21 protein-coding genes are annotated in these 23,388 nt (G+C 38.3%); 17 read left to right on the top strand and 4 right to left on the bottom strand.

The genetic code is table 11. The features are described 5' to 3' along the window. Positions 1-227: 227 nt before the first annotated feature. Both MKX67_RS02040 and MKX67_RS02045 read right to left on the bottom strand, forming a co-directional pair. Positions 228-1,253 (bottom strand): cytochrome d ubiquinol oxidase subunit II, encoded by a 1,026-nt coding sequence (locus tag MKX67_RS02040; protein WP_095370889.1) that lies wholly within the window; start codon positions 1,251-1,253, stop codon positions 228-230. Next, positions 1,243-2,595 (bottom strand): cytochrome ubiquinol oxidase subunit I, encoded by a 1,353-nt coding sequence (locus MKX67_RS02045; protein ID WP_095370888.1) that lies wholly within the window; start codon positions 2,593-2,595, stop codon positions 1,243-1,245. Before MKX67_RS02045 ends, MKX67_RS02040 begins: the two co-directional genes overlap by 11 nt. Positions 2,596-2,925: 330 nt before the next feature. On the opposite strand from MKX67_RS02045, the gene MKX67_RS02050 reads away from it, so the two are divergent. The 3 genes from MKX67_RS02050 (at position 2,926) to MKX67_RS02060 (ending at position 7,657) form a co-directional block, all read left to right on the top strand. Then, positions 2,926-3,804 carry a YitT family protein gene (locus MKX67_RS02050; protein WP_095370887.1) on the top strand — a complete coding sequence of 293 codons (879 nt, stop codon included), beginning with the start codon at positions 2,926-2,928 and terminating at the stop codon, positions 3,802-3,804. A gap of 303 nt (positions 3,805-4,107) precedes the next feature. Beyond that, positions 4,108-7,065, top strand: a complete 2,958-nt coding sequence (gene fdhF / locus MKX67_RS02055; protein WP_322910304.1) for a formate dehydrogenase subunit alpha — start codon at positions 4,108-4,110, stop codon at positions 7,063-7,065. After that, complete coding sequence (locus MKX67_RS02060; RefSeq protein ID WP_095370885.1) at positions 7,058-7,657, top strand: DUF1641 domain-containing protein; 600 nt, start codon at positions 7,058-7,060, stop codon at positions 7,655-7,657. Before fdhF ends, MKX67_RS02060 begins: the two co-directional genes overlap by 8 nt. A 176-nt stretch (positions 7,658-7,833) precedes the next feature. On the opposite strand, the gene MKX67_RS02065 is transcribed toward MKX67_RS02060, so the two are convergent. Continuing rightward, complete coding sequence (locus MKX67_RS02065; protein WP_095370884.1) at positions 7,834-8,148, bottom strand: helix-turn-helix domain-containing protein; 315 nt, start codon at positions 8,146-8,148, stop codon at positions 7,834-7,836. Positions 8,149-8,288: 140 nt separating this feature from the next. Between MKX67_RS02065 and MKX67_RS02070 the strand changes: the two genes are divergently transcribed. Genes MKX67_RS02070 through MKX67_RS02090 form a run of 5 tightly spaced genes read left to right on the top strand, consistent with a single transcriptional unit; the run spans position 8,289 to position 12,683 of the window. Then, the gene (locus MKX67_RS02070) at positions 8,289-9,143 is read left to right on the top strand and encodes a VOC family protein (protein WP_095370883.1); all 855 of its coding nucleotides are present in this window, start codon (positions 8,289-8,291) and stop codon (positions 9,141-9,143) included. A gap of 13 nt (positions 9,144-9,156) precedes the next feature. Further along, complete coding sequence (locus MKX67_RS02075; protein WP_322910305.1) at positions 9,157-10,248, top strand: FAD-dependent monooxygenase; 1,092 nt, start codon at positions 9,157-9,159, stop codon at positions 10,246-10,248. Between the two features lie 19 nt (positions 10,249-10,267). After that, the gene (locus MKX67_RS02080; RefSeq protein WP_322910306.1) at positions 10,268-11,023 is read left to right on the top strand and encodes a GTP cyclohydrolase II; all 756 of its coding nucleotides are present in this window, start codon (positions 10,268-10,270) and stop codon (positions 11,021-11,023) included. Next, on the top strand, positions 11,016-12,104 hold the full coding sequence (ribD, locus tag MKX67_RS02085; protein ID WP_307315525.1) for a bifunctional diaminohydroxyphosphoribosylaminopyrimidine deaminase/5-amino-6-(5-phosphoribosylamino)uracil reductase RibD: 1,089 nt from the start codon (positions 11,016-11,018) through the stop codon (positions 12,102-12,104). Before MKX67_RS02080 ends, ribD begins: the two co-directional genes overlap by 8 nt. 12 nt (positions 12,105-12,116) lie before the next feature. After that, positions 12,117-12,683 (top strand): HAD family acid phosphatase, encoded by a 567-nt coding sequence (locus MKX67_RS02090; RefSeq protein ID WP_307315523.1) that lies wholly within the window; start codon positions 12,117-12,119, stop codon positions 12,681-12,683. Positions 12,684-13,095: 412 nt separating this feature from the next. Here MKX67_RS02090 and MKX67_RS02095 read toward each other — a convergent pair whose 3' ends face one another. Beyond that, a complete protein-coding gene (locus tag MKX67_RS02095; RefSeq protein WP_095370879.1) occupies positions 13,096-13,539 on the bottom strand; it encodes a hypothetical protein in 444 nt (147 codons plus the stop codon). Positions 13,540-13,639: 100 nt separating this feature from the next. On the opposite strand from MKX67_RS02095, the gene MKX67_RS02100 reads away from it, so the two are divergent. From MKX67_RS02100 to MKX67_RS02140, 9 genes are all read left to right on the top strand, one after another. Beyond that, on the top strand, positions 13,640-14,938 hold the full coding sequence (locus tag MKX67_RS02100; RefSeq protein ID WP_322910307.1) for a D-serine ammonia-lyase: 1,299 nt from the start codon (positions 13,640-13,642) through the stop codon (positions 14,936-14,938). A gap of 4 nt (positions 14,939-14,942) precedes the next feature. Continuing rightward, positions 14,943-16,142 carry a DHHA1 domain-containing protein gene (locus MKX67_RS02105; protein WP_322910308.1) on the top strand — a complete coding sequence of 400 codons (1,200 nt, stop codon included), beginning with the start codon at positions 14,943-14,945 and terminating at the stop codon, positions 16,140-16,142. A gap of 175 nt (positions 16,143-16,317) precedes the next feature. Then, on the top strand, positions 16,318-16,635 hold the full coding sequence (locus MKX67_RS02110; RefSeq protein WP_095370876.1) for a DUF3870 domain-containing protein: 318 nt from the start codon (positions 16,318-16,320) through the stop codon (positions 16,633-16,635). A 157-nt stretch (positions 16,636-16,792) separates the two neighbouring features. Beyond that, positions 16,793-17,617, top strand: coding sequence for a M55 family metallopeptidase (locus tag MKX67_RS02115; protein WP_095370875.1), 825 nt, complete (start codon positions 16,793-16,795; stop codon positions 17,615-17,617). A gap of 12 nt (positions 17,618-17,629) precedes the next feature. Then, positions 17,630-18,562: an ABC transporter permease gene (locus MKX67_RS02120; RefSeq protein WP_095370874.1), complete on the top strand. Its 933-nt coding sequence runs from the start codon at positions 17,630-17,632 to the stop codon at positions 18,560-18,562. Then, positions 18,562-19,512 (top strand): ABC transporter permease, encoded by a 951-nt coding sequence (locus MKX67_RS02125; RefSeq protein ID WP_095370873.1) that lies wholly within the window; start codon positions 18,562-18,564, stop codon positions 19,510-19,512. Before MKX67_RS02120 ends, MKX67_RS02125 begins: the two co-directional genes overlap by 1 nt. A 5-nt stretch (positions 19,513-19,517) precedes the next feature. Then, complete coding sequence (locus MKX67_RS02130) at positions 19,518-20,516, top strand: ABC transporter ATP-binding protein (protein WP_095370872.1); 999 nt, start codon at positions 19,518-19,520, stop codon at positions 20,514-20,516. 70 nt (positions 20,517-20,586) lie between these two features. Beyond that, entirely contained in the window at positions 20,587-22,215 is a 1,629-nt protein-coding gene (locus tag MKX67_RS02135; RefSeq protein WP_307315508.1) for a peptide ABC transporter substrate-binding protein, read from the top strand. 246 nt (positions 22,216-22,461) lie between these two features. Next, positions 22,462-23,388 carry an LD-carboxypeptidase gene (locus MKX67_RS02140; protein ID WP_095370870.1) on the top strand — a complete coding sequence of 309 codons (927 nt, stop codon included), beginning with the start codon at positions 22,462-22,464 and terminating at the stop codon, positions 23,386-23,388.

Below are 23,388 nucleotides of genomic sequence, written 5' to 3' on the forward strand. Positions count from 1 at the left end.
AAACAACATTATTCCTCTTTTATTTATTCAATGTATAGTGCAGGCAGAGTGAAAGAATTAGACTAAAATATTTGCTTTCGTTGTACCTTTATAAACCCGTTATTTTTTACGGTTAACCGCTGATCGATCATATAAAGCAACTCGAAAGCCGATGATAATGGATAGTAAGATGACAATAAACGGCGCATAAAAAATAATAAATGTACTCATCTAAAATGTCTCCCTTCTTATACATGACTATCATTTCGCCCTTGTACATACTCCTTATTAAATAAGAAAAGCCGCAATAAAAGATAGAGCGATGGTAGGAGCAAACCTAAACCGGCTATAAAGGCTATAATCAAAGCGATGGCCATTGCTTCATTTGTGAAACTATCAAATATTGATAAATGGGGATACAGTAAATACGGATAATGTGAAATGCCATAAGCAAAGAAGGCAAGGTAATATTGTCCGCATAACAAAGTGAATGCGAGCCCATAGTTCATCCTCTTATATATAAGGATAAACGTCCCGATGAAAAATAGTACAGACAATGCAAACATCCACCATAAATCAACAAGTCGTTCAAAATGCTCTGGGTTGTGGAACTTTAATTCAACGATAATCCCAATTGCTGTAATGAGTGAAGGGATAGCCCATATTAGTGCATATTTCCTTAATAAAATAGTTGCCTCTTCGTCCTTGGCATAATGGGCATACCATGTTAAGAAAACAGCTGAGATATAAAGAACTGCAGTTATACTCAGTACAACAATACTCCATGTGAGTGGGCTTGTGAAAAGGGAGACTATATCAAGCACAGGTCCATTTTGTTCGATTGAAATAAATCCGCCTTCTGAGATTGTAAAAACAATTGAAAGGGAAGCTGGGATAAATAAGCCAGATAATCCATAAACATATGTATACCTCTTGGGCATACGATTTCCGTATGTTGAAAAAGCATAATAAGATCCACGAATGGCTAATAAAATAATGGCTAAGCTAATCGGCACTAACAGAGTGGTCCCATAATAATAAGCGGATTGTGGAAAAAACCCAACGATACCGACAAAGAAAAAGACGAGAAATACATTGGTGACTTCCCAGACTGGGGATAAGTAACGTTGAATGATTTTATTTAAAATATGTTGATTGCCTCTATATAAGCTGTAGGCATTAAAAAATCCTGCGCCAAAATCAATAGATGCAACGATAACGTAACCAAACAAAAACAGCCAAAGTACAAAAATACCAATTATCTCAAGACTCAAAAGTGTCACCGCCTTTTTCTATTTTTCGATCAGCTAATTCTTGTTCAACCGTGTTTCTATTGAACATACTAGTGAGTACGTAAATACTCCCTGCACCGAGCAAGAGGTATAAACAGGCAAATAGAACAAGCATCCAGCCTACATATTCATTACTAGTTGCCGCTTCAGCTGTCCGCATCAACCCATGTAGAATCCAAGGCTGTCTACCTACTTCGGTGAACCACCACCCTACCTCAATGGCGATCATTGAAAGTGGACCGGAAAGCACCATAATCCATAAAAACCATTTTGAATGAATAAATGACCACTTTCTAATAAGCCCAATAATATAAAGTAAAGCAATTAAAATAAGGAGCATACCTAAAGTCACCATAATATCGAATAAATAATGAATATATAAAGGTGGCGTAACATCTTCATCAAACTGGTCCAAACCGATGACTTCGGCAAATGGATTGCTGTGGGCAAGTATACTTAAAGCGTAAGGTATCCGAATGGCATATTTAATCTCTTCATCATCTAATACACCATAGAGAATAAGAGGCGCATTTTCTTCTGTTTCAAAATGCCACTCGGCAGCCGCAAGCTTCTCTGGTTGATATTCGGCTAAATATTTTCCAGCGAAGTCACCTAACAGGGCGGTGGAGATGGAGAAGACGAGTGCAAGTTTTAAAGTTAAATAAAGCGCTTTTTTATGATAGAGATGTGTTGAACCTCTAAGCATGCGATAAGCAGCAATACTAGCAAGTATAAACGCTGAAGTCATATAGGCCGTGCTTAAAACATGTGCTACCTTTGTCGGCATAGCTGGACTAAACATAGCAAGCAATGGAGAAATATTAACAATCTGTCCATCGACAATATCAAATCCTTGGGGTGAATTCATGAAAGCATTGACCACAGTAATAAAAACAGCCGAAAATGAAGCACCTAAAGCAACAGGGATTAACAATAGTAAATGTTTTTTTTGATTTTCAAATCGATCCCATGTATATAAGTAAATTCCAAGAAAAATTGCCTCAAAGAAGAAAGCAAATACTTCCATAAATAATGGCAGAGCAATAATATGTCCTACTAGTTCCATAAAATGTGGCCAAAGAAGAGAAAGCTGCAAGCCGATTGCCGTTCCTGTCACAACTCCAACAGCTACGGTAATGACGAATCCTCTTGCCCAACGACGAGCAAGTAATATGTAATGGTCATCTTGCTTTTTAATTCCGATCCATTGGGCAATCATAATCATTAGTGGGATTCCTACACCAATGGTTGCATAAATGATATGGAAAGTTAATGTTAACTCTGTCAAAGCACGGCTATATAAAACGCCTTGTTCGCTAGCCAATAGAATCCCTTCTTTCGTTATTATCTTTTATAATTAGTGGAACAAGCGTCCGAGGATGGATAAGCCGAGAATAAAAGCGATTGAAAAGGCTAAGAGAATGAGCTTTTTCTCCTGTTTTTTATACATTTTGTCTCCTCCTTTATTTCAAACTAAGTTTGCCCATAATATGGGATATTATTAAGAATCAGACAGAAACTTGTTACAAAGGATGAGAATAATTGAGTTATAATAGAAGTAACTGTTTTTTAGGGGTAAATTTTCGTTAGAAAGGGATGATAAGGAATTTATTCTAGCCATGTATCAATTTGAAAAAGTAAAGAGGAGATTATTATGGAAACAAAAAGTAAAAAGAAAAGTAAACAAAGTATACTAAGAATGGTGATTAGATGTCTGATTGTTATTATAGGTGGTTTTATCGCTGCTTATGGACTAGAGGCAGTCTTGATTCCTAATAATGTATCAGATGGAGGCGTTACGGGCATCAGCATTGTAGGTTCGCAACTATTTGATGTCCCATTAGGTGTTTTAATCGCAATTCTTAATATACCTTTTGTTTGGTTAGGTTATAAACAAATTGGTAAAACATTTGCCATCTATTCAATTATTGGTATTGCTTCATTAGCTGCAGGTACAAGCCTCATGCATCACATACCAGTCATTATTCAAGGTGATACACTCCTTGTCACAGTTGTAGGTGGAATTATTCTTGGTTTTGGTATGGGGTTAGCATTACGTAATGGTGGGGCACTTGATGGAATCGACATGCTTGCTGTGCTACTTTCACGAAAGCTCCCATTCGGAACAAGTGATTTAATTCTATTCTTAAATTTATTTGTCTTTATAATTGTTTCTACTGTGTTCGGCCTCCAGGGGGCGTTCTTATCTGCGATTGCTTATTTTATTGCAAGTAAAGTGATACATATCGTTGAGGAAGGGTTAAGTGGATCGAAAACATTTAAAATCATTACAACTGAACCAGTGGCTATGGTTGAAACCATTCGCGACCGTCTTGGGCGTAGTGCTACGTATAAAGAAGCTTATGGCGGTTATTCGCATGAAAAGTTCATCGAAATCACTTGTGTCATTAACCGTTTAGAAGAAAGCAAAATGAAAGAAATCATTTCTGAAATTGATGACGGCGCATTTGTCACCGTTTATGATGTAGCAGAAGTGAAAGGTGGAAGCTTTAGGAAAACGAATATTCACTAATTCAGTTTGTTACTCATCCTTTCCCAAACTTGACTGTTTGGGGGGATGAGTTTTTTCGTTTTAGAAATAAAAAAATAGATTTTTAGTGAATAACAATCCTACTTAAATGAGAATTATTAAATTTTCATATGTAGAGTATTGCGATTCATATCGTATTTAATTATTGGTTAAGAGAAGGACATTTGATTATAACCATTAAAATTAACGGAAAATTATAAAAATACAATGCTGTTTATGCAGGGAATGAATGGGTAAAGGGGAAATAGTAGATAGGTAAATAAAGGGATTAAGGGGGGGCTCATAGTGACAGAGAAGTTTGAGGTCACAATTAATGGAGAAACAACAAGTATGAGTAATCAAAAGTCGGTTATGCAGCTATTAAATACAATGAATATTGAGGTACCATCACTTTGTTATCATCCTAGTTTAGGAGCTATTGAAACTTGTGACACTTGTATTGTGAAAGTAAATGGGGAATATGTCCGTTCGTGCTCAACGACCTTACAGCCAAATGATAAGGTTGAAACAGTAGGTGAAGATATCCATGAAGCACAGATGATCGCTATGGATCGCATATTAGGTAATCATGAATTATATTGTACAGTTTGTGACTTTAATAACGGCAATTGCGAAATACATAATACCGTCAAGAAAATGAAGATTTCCCATCAAGAGACTGATCATACATCAAAAGATGCAGAAGTACAAAGAAATGAGTTTTATCGATATGATCCTGATCAATGTATCCTTTGTGGTAGATGTGTCGAGGCATGTCAGAACTTACAAGTTAATGAAACGTTAACAATTGATTGGGATTTAAAGCGACCACGAGTAATTTGGGACAAGGATTCTCCGATTGAAGAATCGTCATGTGTAAACTGTGGTCATTGTTCAACTGTTTGCCCTTGTAATGCCATGATGGAAGTTGGGATGGAAGGAGAAGCCGGATTCTTAACCGGTGTTAAACAACAATCTCTTCGTCCGATGATTGAACTAACGAAGAATATTGAAACAGGTTATGAGTCTCTTTTAACCATTTCGGATATAGAAGCAACTATGCGAGAAGAAAGAATTAATAAGACGAAAACAGTTTGTACATATTGTGGCGTAGGCTGTTCGTTTGATGTGTGGACAAAAGGAAGGCAAATATTAAAAGTAGAACCGCAGGAGGAAGCACCAGCAAATGGTGTATCAACTTGTGTGAAAGGTAAATTCGGCTGGGATTTTGTTAATAGTGAAGAGCGCTTGACCAAGCCATTGATAAGAGATGAAGAAGGTTTCAAAGAAGTGGAGTGGGAGGAAGCGCTTACTTTTATTAGTTCAAAAATGACTGAGATAAAAACGAATCATGGACCTGATTCATTAGCTTTTGTTGCATCTTCTAAATGTACAAATGAGGAGTCCTATTTAATGCAAAAATTAGCGAGAGCTGTCATCGGGACAAATAATGTTGATAATTGTTCCCGTTATTGCCAATCTCCAGCAACAAAGGGACTATGGAGAACAGTAGGTTACGGAGGCGATTCTGGCAGCATTAGTGATATTGCTCAAGCAGAGTTAATCATTTCTATCGGCTCCAATACAGCAGAATCCCACCCTGTTTTGGCGACAAGAGTAAAACGAGCGCAGAAACTAAACGGTCAAAAAGTGATTGTGGCAGATTTACGGAAGCATGAATTAGCTGAACGAGCAGACCTTTTCGTTCAACCTGCACCGGGCAGCGATCTTGTTTGGCTTTCAGCAGTGACAAAATATATTGTCGATCAAGGCTGGCATGATGAAGCGTTCTTAGCTGCGCATGTCAATGATGTAGAAGTTTTCTTCGAAAGTTTAACGCCCTATACATTATCATACGCTTCTGAAGTGACGCACTTATCAGAAGAAGAGCTGATCTCAATCGCTGAAAGAATTCATGAAGCAAAAACAACATCTATCCTTTGGGCGATGGGTGTGACACAGCATGGTGGAGGCAGTGACACAAGTACAGCTATCTCTAATTTGCTTCTTGTAACAGGAAACTATATGAAACCAGGTGCAGGTGCTTATCCACTTAGAGGTCATAATAATGTGCAAGGAACAAGTGATTTTGGCAGTATGCCAGATCGTTTCCCTGGTTATCAATATGTAACCGATGAAAGTGTCAGACAACGTTTTGAGGAGCAGTGGGGTGTGGACCTCCCTAGTGAGCCTGGTTTAAATAATCAAGAAATGGTAGAAGCCATTCATGAAGGGAAATTAAAGGCTTTATATATAAAGGGCGAAGATATGGGGATTGTTGATACGAATATCAATCATGTACAAGCAGCTTTTGAAAAACTAGAACTGTTTATTGTGCAAGATATCTTTTTCTCGAAAACATGCCAATATGCGGATGTAGTATTACCAGCCAGCCCTAGTTTGGAGAAAGAAGGAACGTTTACCAATACTGAAAGAAGAATTCAACGTTTATATAGAGTAATGGGACCGCTGGGTGATTCTAAGCCTGATTGGGAAATTATTATGGCTATTGCTAATCAACTAGGTGGAGATTGGAACTATCAACATCCAAGTGAGATTATGGATGAAGCCGCATCTCTTACCCCGTTAATGGCTGGAGTCAATTATGATCGGTTAGAAGGCTATAAAAGTCTACAATGGCCAGTAGCAGCAGATGGCAAGGATACTCCACTCTTATTCACAGATGGATTTTCACTACCGGGTGGAAAAGCTATTCTCCATCCAGTGAAATGGACACAACCGCTTACTTTCAATGAAGAATATGATATCCATGTCAACAATGGTCGACTGCTAGAGCATTTTCATGAAGGGAATATGACTTACAAATCTAAAGCGATTTCCGGTAAAACACCTAATGTCTTTCTGGAGGTTTCAGGCGAATTGGCAGCGGAAAGAGGGATTAGAGATGGTACGAAAGTTAAGTTAACATCTCCCTATGGCAGTGTAAGGGTAAGCTGCCTCGTCACTGATCGAGTAAAAGGTAAGCAGGTCTATTTACCAATGAATACATCTGGAGAGGGCGCTATTAACTATTTAACTAGTTCGCATACAGATAAGGATACAGATACGCCTGCATATAAAGAGATTTCAGCAAAGCTTGAGGTAATAGAAGAAGATGGAGAGTCTCCATTACCACGGAAGAATCATCGCTTCGGTACACCTCAACCGCAAGTAGGTGTGAATGTGGAAGGGAAATGGCAGAGGAGCGACTATATTTTCCCTGGAGATCTTGTAAGAGAGAGGAGGAGGAGGAGACATGGCTAAAGCAACAACAGTTATACGAAAAATCGAAGTGTCGCCTGAAGAGCAGAGAAATAGGGAATTAAAGGAACTGGAAGATAGTATTGTGAATAACCGCCGAGCAATTATTGATTCTATACACTTAATACAAAGAATCCACGAAAAAGGCATCCTTCATATCGTAGAAAGTATGCTGGGACAAAGTGACAAAATTCTTGATCGTGTCCTGTTATCAATGGAGCATCCTGAAGTTACAGGATCAATTAAAAATTCGTTCCTTCTCCTTGAAGTCTTAGGAAAAATAGATTTAAAGGAATGGGAACCGATGATTGATAAAATAAATACTGCACTTACCCGCATGGTAGAGGTTCAACAATCAGATAAGGAAAAAAAGGAAGTGACCATGCTATCTATGCTAAGGGATTCAGAGGTAAGGGAAGGAATGAGTATTCTACTTGCTTTTGTGAAAGGACTTGGATCAAGTGAGGGTAAGGAAAAGGAAGAGATAGTAAAACAAAATTTGGGCACCAGAAAGTTTAATAAGAATTGGCTCTTTTTTATAGGCGGAGCAGCAGTTATGTCTATCCCGTTATTTTTAAAGAGAAAAAAAGAATGAATTTCCGGCCAATGTGCCGGAAATTTTTTTTGGGGAGGGGAGAAAAGAGGGAGGTGCCTCTGATAAGAATAAAATGCGCATATAAGCGGCTATGGAAGTAGCGAGAAGTGTGGGCAAAAGACCTCACTCATAAAAAAGGTCCCCATAGTACGTATATGGGGATTTATTGTCGTTCTTTATTCGGCTTGCAACCATTCTTGAGACCACTTCTCTATTTCGCGTAAAACGGGCTCTAGGGCCATTCCTTTGTCTGTAAGCGAATACTCTATTCTTACGGGCGTTTCCGGATACACCTCGCGTTTAACAATACCTTGTTGTTCAAGGTCCTTTAATCTTTCGGACAAGACTCTACCGCTAATGCTCATTGAAGATTCTAATGTACAAAAGCGTTTAGGTCCTGCTAATAGTTGATAGATTACTAGACCAGTCCAACGTTGGCTCATGATACTCATGGCTTTTTCGAATCGAGGACATATCAGTGCTTGATTCAAAATGGTCACCCCTATTCGATGATTTCCTTATATCTTAACAATACATGATTATTGTACTTGACACAAGTAGTTAACAAAAATATAATTACTTACATAAAGTAACTAACATAACTAAAAGACAATTAAAGGGGTTAATGCAAATGAATACGTTTCATGCAGAGCCAAATATCTACGCACAGAAAATAGATCTTAAAGTAACAAATTTACAAACATCACTAAGATTCTATCAAGATATATTAGGTTTCCAAGTATTGCATCAAAGCAAGCATGAAGTGTCATTATCAGCTGATGGGAATCAAACTTTAGTGCAATTACATGCGCCAGAAGGTTTGCAGAAAAAAGAGCTGAGAAGAACAGGGCTATATCATTTTGCCATCCTGCTTCCAACGAGAAATGACTTAGCTAAGATCATTCGCCACTTTATTAAAGTGAATTATCCTTTACAAGGAGCGTCTGATCATGATGTGAGTGAAGCCCTTTATTTAGCAGACCCAGACGGAAATGGGATTGAAATTTATGCTGATCGCCCAAAAACGTCTTGGGATTGGAAGGGTGAAGAAGTTGTCATGGGCACCAATGCCTTAGATGTTCAAAGTATTATGAGTGAATGGGACGGTAATGAGTGGAATGGTATGCCGAATGAAACAATTATGGGACATATTCATTTACATGTAAATAATATAGAAGAAGCAAAAACTTTTTATTGTGAGGGTCTAGGCTTTGAAGTAGTTACTCATTATGGTAATCAAGCATTGTTTATTTCTACTGGGAAGTACCATCATCATATTGGCTTAAATATTTGGAACGGAACCATGGCTGTAGCGCCTTCAGCTAATAGTGTTGGGATGGCTTTCTATACGCTCGTTTTCCCGAAAAACAAGCTTGAACAGGCTGTTGAAAGACTTCAAGCGATGAATATAGAGGTCGAAAGGCAAGCGGACAGTTATATGGTGAGTGACCCCGCTGGAAACAATATTAAGTTAGTCGTTGAATAGAAAGGTGAGCCTTATGGATGTTAACTACGATGTATGTATTGTTGGTGCCGGACCTGGCGGCGCATTATTGGGATATTTATTAGCGAAAAATGGCATCAATGTCATCGTGCTAGAACGTAATGAAAATATGGATAAAGAATTCAGAGGAGAACATTTAAATCACTTAGGTGAAAATGTACTTAAAAAATATCATTTGTTTGATCAGGTCAAACAATTAGGTGTATTGCCGATGGAAGGAATAGAGTACTGGCAGAACGGGAGAATTCTTAGAACTGTCTCACCTGCTCCAGATGAAAGACATGTTGGCATCCATGTACCGCAAAAGCATTTATTATCAGTTCTATTAAAAGAATCTTTACAGTTCTCCGCCTATCGCCTATTAACAGGTACAAGGGCTACTGAATTGATGCTCTCAGATGGGAAAGTAAAAGGGGTAAAAGCGAAAAGGAAAAATGGAGAAGAAATAATGATTCACTCCTCCATTGTTATTGGTTCAGATGGTAGGCATTCAACGATTAGAAAGCTAGCTAAAATTCCATTTGAAAAAATTGAACACGATTACGATTTACTTTGGGCAAAATTCCCTGCACCACAAAATTGGCAACCTGTTATACGACAAGGCTTAGTAAACGATCATCAACTAGCGCTTTTTACACAAACGAATTCTTATATTCAAGTGGGATGGAATATAGATAAAGGTGCTTTTGCAGAGATTAGGAAACAACCAGTGGAAACATATATAGAAAAGTTAATTCAGGCATTTCCAGATTTACAACAATCTGTGTTAAAGTATATTCAATCGTGGCAGGATTTTATTTTACTAAATGTACAAAGTTGTCGTTGCCAAACTTGGGTTAAGGATGGCTTAGTACTAATGGGAGACGCAGCTCATACGATGAGTCCAACAGGCGCATTTGGCTTAAATAGTGCCTTGATTGATGCAGAAACTTTATATCCAACGATAGTTAAAGCTTTAGCTGCAAACGATACAAGTGCTGCATGCTTAAATGAGTTTGAAAGATATAGAAGAACAGATATTGAATCTTTACAATTAGAGCAACAAAAGATGGAGGCTTCATACAGAGAGCAGTTTGTCTCTGCCTGAGTCTTAGGGGGAGAAATAAATGAATCAAATAAACATAGAAACAAAAGCAATTGAAATATTAGAAAAAAAGATTCAGAGAATTGATCGAGGTGATCGTTCTGTTTATTTAGTAGGGCCGATTCGCTTACCTGTAAACCTAGATGGAGAAACTGTGCATTTTAAATGGTATTGCTGGTTAGATAGTGCTGAAGTGATGGAAGATACGAGCAAGATTGTCGCTCATTTATCTTCTGCTAATCTTGCTGATTCACAGCAATCAAGTGTCCTTGTTTACGGTGATTTTGAGGATAGTGAAGATGCATTGGTGCGTTTCCACTCGATTTGTCATACCGGGGATATTTTTGGCAGCAAGCGTTGTGATTGCGGATACCAACTTAAGCAATCTATGAAAATGATGGTGGCAAATGGTTCGGGCGCATTGTTTTACTTAGCTAATCATGAGGGAAGAGGCATTGGGTTATTTAGTAAAGCGATGGCTTATGTACTGCAGGAAAATGGTTATGATACCGTCGAGGCAAATGAAGAGCTTGGCTTTGTGGATGACTCTCGAAAATATGATGAAGCAATCACTGTATTACAACAATTGAGGAAAAAGCCTATTACATTAATCACGAATAATCCCAAGAAATTAGTTGCTTTAACAGATGCAGGAGCCTTATTAGTAGGTCGGACACCACTATGGGGGGATATCTCTGATTTTAATGAAAAGTATCTGCAAACAAAGGTGTTAAAATCCGGACATCTTCAGGCAGAAGGGGTGTCGAGAGATGAGTAATGATCAATTTTACATGGAGTTAGCATTGCAAAATGCCAAAGCGATGAAGGGACAAACAGATCCCAATCCGCTTGTAGGTGCCGTAATTGTAAATAACCAGCGGATTGTGGGTATCGGCGCGCATATGAAAGCAGGTGAACCACATGCAGAAATTCATGCTCTCAATATGGCAGGGGATCAAGCGAAAGGGGCAACGATTTATGTTACCTTGGAACCTTGTTCCCATCATGGACGAACGGGTCCCTGTGCGGAGGCCCTTGTTCAAGCGGGGATAAAAAAATGCGTTATCGCTTCATTAGACCCCAATCCTATTGTTAGTGGGAATGGAGTAAGGATATTAGAAAAAGCAGGTATCGAAGTAATTATTGGTATTTGTGAACAAGAAGCAATAGAGATGAATGAGGTATTTAATCATTATATAACTGCTGATCGTCCTTTCATTACACTGAAATCTGGTATTTCACTGGATGGTAAAATTGCTACACATACAGCTAGCAGTAAGTGGATTACTTCAGAAGAAGCAAGATTAGATGTACACCAGTTAAGAAGTAACCATCAAGCGATTTTAGTTGGAATTGGAACAGTGCTTCATGATGACCCAGCTCTAACGTCTAGAATACAAAATGGTAGAAATCCCATTAGACTTGTGTTAGATTCAACTTTACGTATCCCTATGGAAAGTCAGCTTGTTAATGATGGATTAGCACCAACATGGGTTTTTACTGGTTCCTACTATGATCAAGAGAAGAAAGCCCAGCTAGAAGAGAAGGGCATTCGTCTCTTTCATACATCAACAGAAAAAGTAACTATCGCTGAAGTAATGACTATGTTAAAAGAAGAGCAAATTTCTTCTGTTCTGATTGAAGGCGGCGGCAATGTCAGTGCGTCCTTTTTAGAGGACGGTTATATTGATAAAGTAGTAATTTATTTAGCGCCTAAGTTAGTTGGTGGAAAAGAAGCACCAACCTTTTTAGAAGGTACAGGGGTTGCTCTTATGAGTGAAGCGGTAGAATTAGAGCATGTAACGGTGACTCCGATTGGCAAAGACTTTAAGTTTGTTGGATATCCTACTAACAAATAAAGGACTGAAATGATGAGGTTTGGTTTTGATATTGATGATACTTTAATCGATTTAAGAGGACATGCATTAAGTATTTATAATCGGAAATTAAAGAAGGAGATTGAAGCATCTGCACTTCAACAATTAAACACACTTGAAATCCATTCTTTATATGATTTGACTGATGATGAAGGTTTCAAAATGTGGAATCAACATCAAGAGGAAATCTTCTTTACGAACTGCAAAGCTTTTCCTGGCGCACTTGAGCTTTTACAGAAGCTGGCGGCAATGGGGCATGAGATCTTTTATATTACCGCAAGAGATGCGGACTATTGCCAGCAAACGAAAGCTTGGATGATGCAATTCGGTTTTCCAATTGAAGAAGGTCACTTTTTCTGTGGAATGAAGGATCACGAAAAAGTGAATATCATTAAAGATCTTCAGCTAGATTATTATGTTGATGATAAACCACAAATATTGCACACACTAAAAGAGACAAAGGTCACATGTTTTTTAAAGGATCAATCATATAATCAAGAGGCTTGTGATTGGGAAAGAATAAAAGACTGGCAAGTGTATTTAAGAAATATCGACCAATAAAAAAACTGACTCAGATTGTCGTATACGTACGACAATATAGAGTCAGTTTTTTAGCATCTCGTGGAAATAGTAAAAGTGAAGGAATCTAATGAAATGAAATACGAAATACAATTATTGCTTGATGTATACACTTCCAAAAGGTTGATAGAAGTGCTCCATATCGTTAAAATATCATGACTCATTTCCGATAGACTCTCGATTTTTTTAAAATTGGCTAAGAAGTGATATGTTTGTTGAAAAAGTGGAGGGAGAGTTTTGAGTAATTGAAAAAGATATTCACTGTTTGGAACAGCCGCCAGCTCCCCATGGAGAGGCTAGTTTTAAGTGGAGTAAAATTAATCACAAAAGGCTGTAACACAAGATGTGTACAACTCTTTGTGAATAAATTTACTTAAATTGTAGTGAATTAGCTTTACTTCATTTTATCTACTAAAGGTTGTTCAGATGATTGAGTCATGGCTATGAACCCATTAACAATTAATATGTAAATAGGATAGAGAATGACACAAATAAGAATAATGATACTGGTGACTGGGTTAGGTGATTCGATTGTCATTGAAAACGGTAAGAATATTGCAGTGATAAGCATCATGATGGAAAAGAAAGGAATCCAAGTAATGCTAGTAAAATATCTTATTCTTTTATGGTGTAGCCATTTTGTAGTTAAATGAAAAATATAGGCAGTACCTAAGAGAAGGATGATCAGAATAAGTGTATTACTAATAATGATAACCATACTGACATTTATGCCTGTCCAGCGACTGATTCTATTAACATTGCTTGAAAGTTGTACGGGGAAATAAGCGATGAGTGCATAAAATAGGCTCAGCAGATTCATTTTTTTAAATGTAGTCATGGGGGTTCTTCCTTTCTCAATTTTACAATTACACTCGACAAAACCAATGTAGTTCGGCCAAAATAAGGATAAAGCGTAATGATAAGAAGGTGTATAGGATATGATAAATAATCAAATACAACAGTTATTAGCAGATGATTCACTTATTAAAAAGCTAGTTAAATATGAACCAGTACTATGGTTGAATCAACAATATGATTCTACGATTCGTGGTCCTTTATCTAGTGTACATGTTGAAGACGCTATAAGACGTTTAGAAAGATTTGCTCCATATATTGCTAAAGCTTTTCCTGAAACAAGCAAGCAGAAGGGTATCATTGAATCTCCTCTACTCACATTGTTCAATATGAAGGAAAAACATGTAAATGTCAAAGGAGACTTACTGCTAAAGGCAGATAATGAACTTCCTATATCGGGATCTATTAAAGCTAGAGGTGGGATATATGAAGTATTAAAGCATGCAGAACACCTTGCTTTATCTGAAGGGATTCTTAACCTTACTGATGATTATAGCAAATTATTTAATCAGCAGGCATTTTTTTCACAGTATAGTATAGCTGTTGGTTCTACAGGTAATCTTGGTTTAAGTATCGGTATAATGGGTGCAAAACTTGGATTTCGCGTATATGTACATATGTCGAGTGAGGCAAAGAAGTGGAAGAAGGAATTATTGAAGCAAAAAGGTGTACAGGTCATCGAGCATACTTCAGATTTTAGCGCGGCGGTAGCTGAAGGTAGAAGACAAGCAGAGAGCGATCCGACTATGTATTTTATAGATGATGAGCATTCTGAACACCTTTTTCTTGGATATGCAGTTGCTGCCTTTCGTCTAAAGAAACAGCTAGAAGAACAGCAAATTAGCATCTCTCAAGAGTATCCATTATTTGTCTACTTACCTTGTGGGGTAGGAGGGGGGCCAGGGGGCATTACCTTTGGTTTAAAACAAGTTTTTGGTGAGCATGTACATTGTTTCTTTGCTGAACCGACACACGCACCGGCCATGTTATTAGGTTTGCGAACAGGCCTGCATGAGAAGATTTCGGTACAGGATATTGGAATAGAGCTGAAGACAGAGGCGGATGGACTCGCTGTTGGACGCCCCTCTCAATTAGTTGGTCATATGCTAGAAAAAGCGATAAGTGGTGTATATACTGTTTCGGACCGTGAGTTGTATGAAATGATGCATTTTTTGAAAAACGAGGAGGGTATTTTCTTGGAGCCTTCAGCTTTAGCAGGGTTCTTAGGTCCGAAAAAAATCCTTCAATCAATGTATTCTGAGCAAGTTGGTATTACTAATATGAGTAAGGCAACTCATCTCGTATGGGGAACAGGTGGCAGTATGGTCCCTGATGAAATACAGCAACAATATTTACATTTGGCAAAAAAGGCGGGGGAATAAAGAGATGAATTTCACAAAAAAGCTATTTTATAATGATGCTTATACACAAACATTTACAACAAATATCTCTAAGGTAGGTAAAGATACAGAAGGCAGCTACGTCGTATTAGAAGAAACTGCGTTTTACCCGACCGGTGGTGGACAACCTGCTGATAAGGGATGGCTAAATGGTGTAGAGGTAATGAATGTTGAAGAAAAGGAGGGTGAGATTAGGCATTATTTGGCGCAGTTGTTAGACGAAGGGGAGAAAGTCGATGGTAAAATTAACTGGGACCGTCGCTTTGATCATATGCAGCAGCATGCTGGTCAGCATATTCTTTCAGCTGCCTTTGCTGAAACGTTTCAATATCAAACGATTAGCTTTCATTTAGGCAAAGAAATTGTTTCAATAGATTTAGACATTGAAGACGTAACGGATGGAGAACTCGAAAGGGTGGAAAATGTAGCGAATCAAATCATTCTTGAAAATAGAGAAATAGAGACAGTATGGGTAGAGAAAGAGGATCTTTACAAGTATCCACTTCGAAAAGAAACAACGGTCTCTCATCATATTCGTTTAGTGATTATTCGATCATTTGACTATAATGGATGTGGTGGTACACACCCTTCTTCAACTGGGGAAGTAAGTGTGATTAAAATTCTCGGAACAGAGAGACATAAAAAGAAAACGCGAATTTACTTTGTTTGTGGTGCAAGGGTATTGCAGCAATTGCATCAAAAAAATAAAGTTTTGAATGAAGCAACCAAGTTATTAAGTGCACCTGAGGAAGATGTAGCACAAACAATTAAAAAGCTTTTAGTGGATATGAAAAGCTTGCAAAAGCAATTAGAGGTAAATGGAGAACAACTTTTGCAATTTGAAGCACGTCAATTAATGACTACAGCAAAGACAAACGATAACTGCTTGGTTGTCGGTAAGGTTTTTCTTAATCGTTCAATCAGTGAATTGCAATGGATGGCCAAATGGATGACAGCAGAGAAAGAGAATAATCTTATTGTGTTTATTAATGAAACGGAAGACAAGCTTCAATGTATTTGTGCAAGTGGAACACAAGTAGACTTTAGCATGAAGGAAATTTGTAGCAAGTTACTCTTTGAGATAAAAGGTAAGGGTGGAGGCAACCAAACTTTCGCTCAAGGTGGCGGAGAGCGCAGTGTAGAGGGAAAAGTCCTGCTAGACAAGGCGCTTTCATATGTTATATAATCTAACATAAATAAGACAAAATTAAAAAAATATTACGAAAAATATTGAAAATTGATTGTCAAAGCTAGGACGAATGGTTTACAATTCTAAGTAAGGGTCTTATGCATTACAATGAATGTTTATGTTTTTACATAAGCACCTCTTGTAATATCCATACTGGCTAGGAGGAAGAAAAATGTTTCCGCCAAATACCCTCTATATTATTGGAGAGAGTAAAACCTCTTCTAACAATGCGATCATGCAACAATACAATGGTTTTTTCATTGCCTTTGTGGTTGAGAAAGATTCTGGGAAGATTATCGATGCTGAATGCTCTTCAACCATAGGTTTAACATCAGCTTTCATCCAATCTATTTTCGTTGGGCAAAGTTTGTTGGAGTCGGATTTCTTATTAAATGAAATCGAAACGAGATATTTTGGATCATCGCAGAAAGCCATAATGGTAGCGTATCGCAATGCACTTATTAAATATAACCAAATTAAAATGAAATAGCTGCTTTTTCTGTTTATCGCAGATAAAATCCAGCGACTAAAGGTTTATTTCACTCTGCCTTGGTCGTTGGATTTTTTTGATTTCTAATGATGAAGGTATGATATTTATTTGTAAAATATTTTCAATTTTCTGAGAATCATAAGCTGGAGGGGACAAAATGAAATTATATGTGTCAGTCGATATGGAAGGAATTACAGGGCTTGCTGATTATACTCAAGTAGATTCAGCTAAAAACAACTATGAACGTGGTCGGAGAATTATGACTGATGAAGCGAACTATGTAATCACAGAGGCCTTCAATCAAGGTTGTGAAGAGGTGCTTGTGAATGATAGTCATTCGAAAATGAATAATTTAATGATTGAATATCTCCATCCAGATACAAGTTTGATTACTGGGGATGTAAAGCCCTTTTCAATGGTAGAAGGCTTAGATGAATCTTATGCTGGAGCAATTTTTGTCGGATATCATGCCCGCGCTTCCATGAAGGGCGTAATGTCGCATTCTATGTTTTTTAATGTGAGAAATATGTTTATTAACGATGTTGTTGTTGGTGAGTTGGGGTTCAATGCATATGTAGCTGGATACTATGGTGTCCCTGTCATCATGGTGGCTGGTGATGACCAAGCAGCGAAAGAAGCAGAAAGCTTAATTCCTCATATAACGACAGCGGTAGTGAAAGAAACGATTACCCGTTCAGCAGTGAAGTCACTTACGCCAGCAAAAGCAGAGATTTTATTGAAAGAAAAGACAGTGCAAGCAATAGAGAATAAAGAAAGAGTTAAGCCGCTTGTGCCTCCAGATAAGCCGCTCCTTAAAATTGAGTTTGCTAATTATGGTCAAGCAGAGTGGGCAGCATTAATGCCCGGAACTCATTTGGAAGAGGGAACAACAACGGTGCAATTTCAAGCGAAAGACATCTTAGAGGCTTATCGTGCCATGCTTGTCATGACTGAATTAGCTTCGAGAACATCATATTGCTAAGGAGGTGTGTCTATGCTTAAGTACATTGGAAAACGACTCGGGGCGATGGTCATCACCTTATGGGTAATCATCACACTTACATTCTTTCTTATGCATGCTATACCAGGTTCGCCATTTAATAATGAACGTGCAACAAGTGAAGCTGTTCAAAGGAACTTAGAAGCATTCTATCATTTAGATGAACCACTATATGTCCAGTATTTTTCTTATATCCAATCTGTCGTTACCTTTGATTTTGGACCTTCGATTAAAAAGCCGGCGCAGTCGGTTAATGATATGCTCGGTCGGGGCTTTCCTGTTTCTTTTGAATTAGGGATGGTAACCCTCATAGTGGCCGTTATATCCGGGATTACCCTCGGCGTGATCGCCGCCCTTAGACATAATGGCTTTATAGATTATTTAGCTATGACTGTAGCTGTTTTAGGTATTTCCATTCCGAATTTTGTCATGGCAACCATGCTAATTCAGCAACTTGCAGTTAACCTTCCAATTTTTCCTGTAGCAACATGGTCGAGTCCAATGCATATGGTGCTACCGACTCTAGCGCTTGCGACTGGACCGATGGCAATTATTGCTAGGCTTACAAGATCCAGCATGCTAGAAGTGTTAACTCAGGACTATATTCGCACAGCGAAAGCGAAAGGTTTGAAGCCTGTAACAATCGTTTTTAGACATGCACTGCGCAATGCGCTTTTACCGGTAGTAACCGTGCTAGGTACATTAGCTGCCAGTATTCTTACAGGTACATTTGTGATTGAGAAAATATTTGCTATCCCGGGCATGGGGAAGTATTTCGTTGAGAGTATCAATACGCGTGACTATCCAGTCATTATGGGGACTACGGTGTTTTACAGCTCGATATTAATCGTCATGTTATTCCTTGTCGACATTGCTTACGGCATATTAGACCCTAGAATTAAGCTTCATAAAAAGGAGGGGAACTGATGGAGATACAAAAGCAAACGAACGATACATATACAGATATTCCAGATGATTGGTTTTCCCCGAAAGAAAAAGATGAAAGAAAAGCGGAAGCGGTAGTTAGACCAAGTCTTTCTTATTGGCAAGATGCATGGAAAAGGCTATTGAAGAATAAATTGGCTATGTCAGGGCTCGTTTTTCTTGTTCTTTTAACCATTATGTCTTTTGTAGGACCGTTGATTTCCCCTCATAATGGATCGGAACAAATGCTGGCGAATCAAAACTTAGCGCCATCTTCAGAATTTTGGTTTGGCACAGATGAACTAGGTAGAGATGTCTTTACTCGAGTGTGGGAAGGGGCCCAAGTTTCCTTATTTGTTGGTCTTGCTGCAGCACTTATTGACTTTGCCATTGGTGTTGCTTATGGAGGCATTGCCGGTTATAAGGGTGGACGCACAGATAATGTAATGATGCGGATTGTAGAGGTATTATACGGTCTTCCTTATCTTTTAGTTGTGATTTTAATAAGTGTGGTCATGGGACCAGGATTATTCACCATTATTTTTGCCCTGTCGATCACAGGCTGGGTAGGAATGGCCAGGATTGTCCGTGGGCAAGTTCTTCAGGTGAAAAACTATGAATTTGTAATGGCATCGAAAACCTTTGGTACGAAAACGGGGAGAATCATTCGTAAAAACTTACTTCCGAATACGATGGGACCGATAATCGTTCAGATGACTTTAACAGTACCATCAGCCATTTTCGCTGAAGCCTTTCTTAGTTTCTTAGGGTTAGGGATTCAACCCCCACTAGCTAGTTGGGGATCGATGGCTAATGATGCACTCACTTCCATATTAACTGGAGATTGGTGGAGACTATTCTTCCCAGCGTTATTTATTAGTTTAACGATGTTCTCATTTAATGTGTTAGGTGACGGTTTACAAGACGCATTGGATCCTAAGTTAAGGAGGTAACAATCATGGAGAAAATACTTGAAGTGGAAGATCTGCATGTAACGTTTAAGACGTATGGCGGAGAAGTAAAAGCAGTAAGAGGTGTTACCTTCGACTTAAATAAGGGAGAAACATTAGCCATTGTTGGCGAGTCGGGTTGTGGGAAAAGTGTGACCTCACAAAGTATTATGAGGCTCATCCCCTCACCACCAGGAAAGATTGCGTCTGGTGCGATTCGATTTAAAAATAAAGACCTCGTGAATATTTCTGAAAAAGAAATGAGAACTGTACGCGGGAAGGATATTTCAATGATTTTCCAAGATCCAATGACGGCATTAAACCCGACATTGACTGTAGGAAAGCAGCTCATAGAAGGCATTATACAACATGATGGTTCAACAAAAGAAAAGGCAAGAAAACGGGCACTTGATATGTTAAATCTTGTCGGTATTCCTGATGCAGATATGCGTATGAAAAACTACCCTCATGAATTTAGTGGGGGGATGAGACAAAGGCTGATGATTGCCATCGCCCTGGTGTGTGAGCCGGAAATTCTTATTGCTGATGAACCAACAACAGCTTTGGATGTAACAATCCAAGCGCAAATACTTGATTTATTTAAAGAAATACAAAAGAAGACTGATGTATCCATTATTTTGATCACACATGATTTAGGTGTGGTCGCCCAAGTAGCTGACCGCATTGCCGTTATGTACGCTGGTAAAATCGTTGAGGAAGGCACGAGGAGAGAAATTTTTTATCAGCCCCAGCATCCTTATACGAAAGGGTTGTTGCAATCTGTACCGAGACTCGATCTAATTGGCGGGGAACTGGTTCCTATTTTAGGTTCACCCCCTGATTTATTTTCACCACCAATTGGTTGTCCATTTACAGCAAGATGTGATTTTGCTATGGAAGTATGTGATAAGATCATTCCTCGTGAAAAGAAACTTTCCAATACACATAAAGTGGATTGTTGGTTGCAAGATGAAAGGGCGCAAAAATTAAAAATGATGGTCAAGTAAGCAGTCTTAATATTTATCAGCTGAAATAGCTGAAAATATAAAATTTTATAAAGATGAAGGGGGAAATATGATGAAGAAGCTATTCTCACTTGTATTATTACTAGTTTTCGCTCTTGTTCTATCTGCTTGTACAGCGAATGAGGAGGCAGGGAAGGAAACAGATGGTGAAACTGGAGGAGGAGAAGAGGCGGCAGAAAAAGTATTGTATATGAATAATGCCCAAGAACCGACCTCTTTTGACCCGCCAATCGGTTTTGATAGTGTCTCTTGGTCGGCATTGAATAACTTGATGGAAGGCTTAACAAGATTAGGAGAAGATCACCAACCAGCTCCAGCAATTGCTGAGAAATGGGATGTTTCTGAGGATGGTAAAGTTTATACATTCCATTTAAGAGACGATGCGAAATGGTCTAATGGCGATGATGTAACAGCGGGCGATTTCGTTTATGCGTGGAAAAGGCTACTAAACCCAGATACTGGTTCGGCTGCCGCGTTTTTAGGTTATTTCATTGAAGGTGGAGAAGCTTTTAATAACGGCGATGGTTCTGCAGATGATGTTCAAGTAAAGGCTGTCGATGAAAAAACATTTGAAGTAACATTAACAAGTCCACAAGCTTACTTCTTAAGCGTTATCACGAATCCGGCGTTCTTCCCGATTAATGAAAAAGTGGCTGAAGAAAACCCAGAATGGTTCGCAGAAGCTGATTCATATGTTTCAAATGGACCTTTCAAATTAACAGAATGGCAGCATGATAGCCACTTTGTAATGGAGAAAAATGAGAACTATTGGGATGCAACTAATGTGAAGTTAGATAAGGTTCACTGGGCGATGGTGGATGATGAAACAACAGAATATCAAATGTATAAAACTGGTGAACTTGATACATCAGCTGTTCCAGCGGAGTTGAGCGAAGAATTATTTGCTGATGGTTCTGCACAAATGGTCGAACAAGCGGGAGATTATTTCTACCGTTTTAATGTAACGATGGAACCATTCCAAAATGTGAATATTCGTAAGGCGTTTGTCATGGCAATCAATCAACAAGAGATTGTTGATTACGTTACAAAAAATGGTGAAGAGCCAGCATATGGATTTGTTTCCCCAGGGTTTAAAGATCCATCAGGTAAGGATTTCCGTGAAGCTAGTGGTAATCTGGTAGAAACTAATCTTGAGGAAGCGAAGGCTCTTTTAGCAAAAGGAATGGAAGAAGAAGGATATGATACACTTCCTGAAGTCACGTTAACTTATAGCACAAGTGAGAATCACAAAAAAATGGCAGAAGCGATCCAACAAATGCTTAAAGAAAACTTAGATGTTAGTGTGAAATTGGCGAATATGGAATGGAATGTCTTTTCAGAAGAACAAACAGCTCTTAAGTTCCAATTCTCTAGAAGTTCTTTCTTAGCTGACTATGCTGATCCAATTAACTTCCTAGAAAATTTCCAAACAGGACATTCAATGAACCGTACAGGTTGGTCTAATGAAGAATATGACAAATTGATTAAAGATGCTAAGAACGAAGCAAACGAAGAAAAACGTTTTGAAATGATGTATGAAGCCGAGAAAATCCTTTTTGAAGAAATGCCGATCATGCCGATTCACTTCTACAATCAAGTGTATTTACAGAATGAAGATATAACTGGTATTGTTCGCCATCCAGTTGGCTATATCGAATTGAAGTGGGCAGATAAAAAATAATTTTATTAAGATATGAGGTTTGAATGGTGAGGTGAGCCCTTTCGGGGGTTCACTCTTCACATATAGTAAGAAATGATAGCTGAACAGCTCTTATATTTCGACAATATTTCCTGAGAAATAAATAGATTGATGTCTAGATTTGCCTAATCGCGCTTAAAAGATTGCTTGTGATGTTAGGTAGTGATGAAATAACAGAATACACATACGCATATATTGAAGTAATGACAATGAAAAGGATGTGGGGAAATGATCATCAAACCGGCTAGATTACGCATGGGGGATACAGTCGGGGTAATCGCACCTGCAAGCCCACCAAATCAAGAAAACTTAAAACGTTCATTTACTTTTTTGGAGAAAGAATTAGGATTGAAAATAAAGCTCGGCCAGTCTCTCTTTGAACAATACGGTTATTTAGCTGGGCCGAATGAGAATAGATTAAAAGATTTACATATGATGTTTGCTGATAAGGAAGTCAAAGCCATTATCTGTGCAGGAGGTGGCTATGGAACAGCTAGAATTGCTGATGATATTGATTATAAAATGATTGCTGAAAATCCAAAGGTTTTTTGGGGCTATAGTGATATTACTTTTCTACATACAGCTATTCGACAACAGACGGGGTTAGTTACTTTTCATGGACCGATGCTAGCTTCAGATATCGGCTCAGTGCAAGAGGATCAAACGTTATCGAAGACTTTTATGAAGCAAATAATGGAACCAGAAGGTAGGGTATATCCTAAAACATTAGGGAATCTTGAGACAATTGTTTCAGGAGTAGCAGAAGGTGACATTGTCGGAGGTAATCTGTGTTTGCTCACTAGCACAATAGGAACTGCATTTGAGATTGATACGAAGGATAAAATTATCTTAATCGAAGATGTTCATGAGGAGCCGAGATCGATTGACCGCATGTTGAATCAACTATATATGGCTGGGAAGCTCCAACAAGCAGCAGGGTTCGTCATTGGGAATTTTAAGAATTGTAAGCCTGAAAGAGAACAATCATTATCACTAGATGAAGTGTTAGATTACTATTTTAAACTTATCGGAAAGCCAGCTGTGAAAGGCTTCATGATTGGTCATTGTACACCGCATTTTTCTTTACCACTTGGTGTACCTGCAAAGCTTAATGCCGAGACACAAGATTTAACGATTGAACATGGAGTCTTATAA

The organism is Cytobacillus sp. FSL W7-1323 (genome assembly GCF_038595015.1).
GTDB classification, from domain to species: Bacteria; Bacillota; Bacilli; order Bacillales; family Cytobacillaceae; genus Cytobacillus; species Cytobacillus kochii.

Coding starts and splice junctions, on each gene's coding strand:
- MKX67_RS02140 (WP_095370870.1), top strand. CDS start 22,462: ATGATCATCAAACCGGCTAGATTACGCATGGGGGATACAGTCGGGGTA.
- MKX67_RS02115 (WP_095370875.1), top strand. CDS start 16,793: ATGAAATTATATGTGTCAGTCGATATGGAAGGAATTACAGGGCTTGCT.
- MKX67_RS02120 (WP_095370874.1), top strand. CDS start 17,630: ATGCTTAAGTACATTGGAAAACGACTCGGGGCGATGGTCATCACCTTA.
- MKX67_RS02075 (WP_322910305.1), top strand. CDS start 9,157: ATGGATGTTAACTACGATGTATGTATTGTTGGTGCCGGACCTGGCGGC.
- MKX67_RS02060 (WP_095370885.1), top strand. CDS start 7,058: ATGGCTAAAGCAACAACAGTTATACGAAAAATCGAAGTGTCGCCTGAA.
- MKX67_RS02135 (WP_307315508.1), top strand. CDS start 20,587: ATGAAGAAGCTATTCTCACTTGTATTATTACTAGTTTTCGCTCTTGTT.
- MKX67_RS02110 (WP_095370876.1), top strand. CDS start 16,318: ATGTTTCCGCCAAATACCCTCTATATTATTGGAGAGAGTAAAACCTCT.
- MKX67_RS02080 (WP_322910306.1), top strand. CDS start 10,268: ATGAATCAAATAAACATAGAAACAAAAGCAATTGAAATATTAGAAAAA.
- MKX67_RS02100 (WP_322910307.1), top strand. CDS start 13,640: ATGATAAATAATCAAATACAACAGTTATTAGCAGATGATTCACTTATT.
- MKX67_RS02125 (WP_095370873.1), top strand. CDS start 18,562: ATGGAGATACAAAAGCAAACGAACGATACATATACAGATATTCCAGAT.
- MKX67_RS02130 (WP_095370872.1), top strand. CDS start 19,518: ATGGAGAAAATACTTGAAGTGGAAGATCTGCATGTAACGTTTAAGACG.
- MKX67_RS02095 (WP_095370879.1), bottom strand. CDS start 13,539: ATGACTACATTTAAAAAAATGAATCTGCTGAGCCTATTTTATGCACTC.
- MKX67_RS02105 (WP_322910308.1), top strand. CDS start 14,943: ATGAATTTCACAAAAAAGCTATTTTATAATGATGCTTATACACAAACA.
- MKX67_RS02090 (WP_307315523.1), top strand. CDS start 12,117: ATGAGGTTTGGTTTTGATATTGATGATACTTTAATCGATTTAAGAGGA.
- MKX67_RS02070 (WP_095370883.1), top strand. CDS start 8,289: ATGAATACGTTTCATGCAGAGCCAAATATCTACGCACAGAAAATAGAT.
- ribD (WP_307315525.1), top strand. CDS start 11,016: ATGAGTAATGATCAATTTTACATGGAGTTAGCATTGCAAAATGCCAAA.
- MKX67_RS02050 (WP_095370887.1), top strand. CDS start 2,926: ATGGAAACAAAAAGTAAAAAGAAAAGTAAACAAAGTATACTAAGAATG.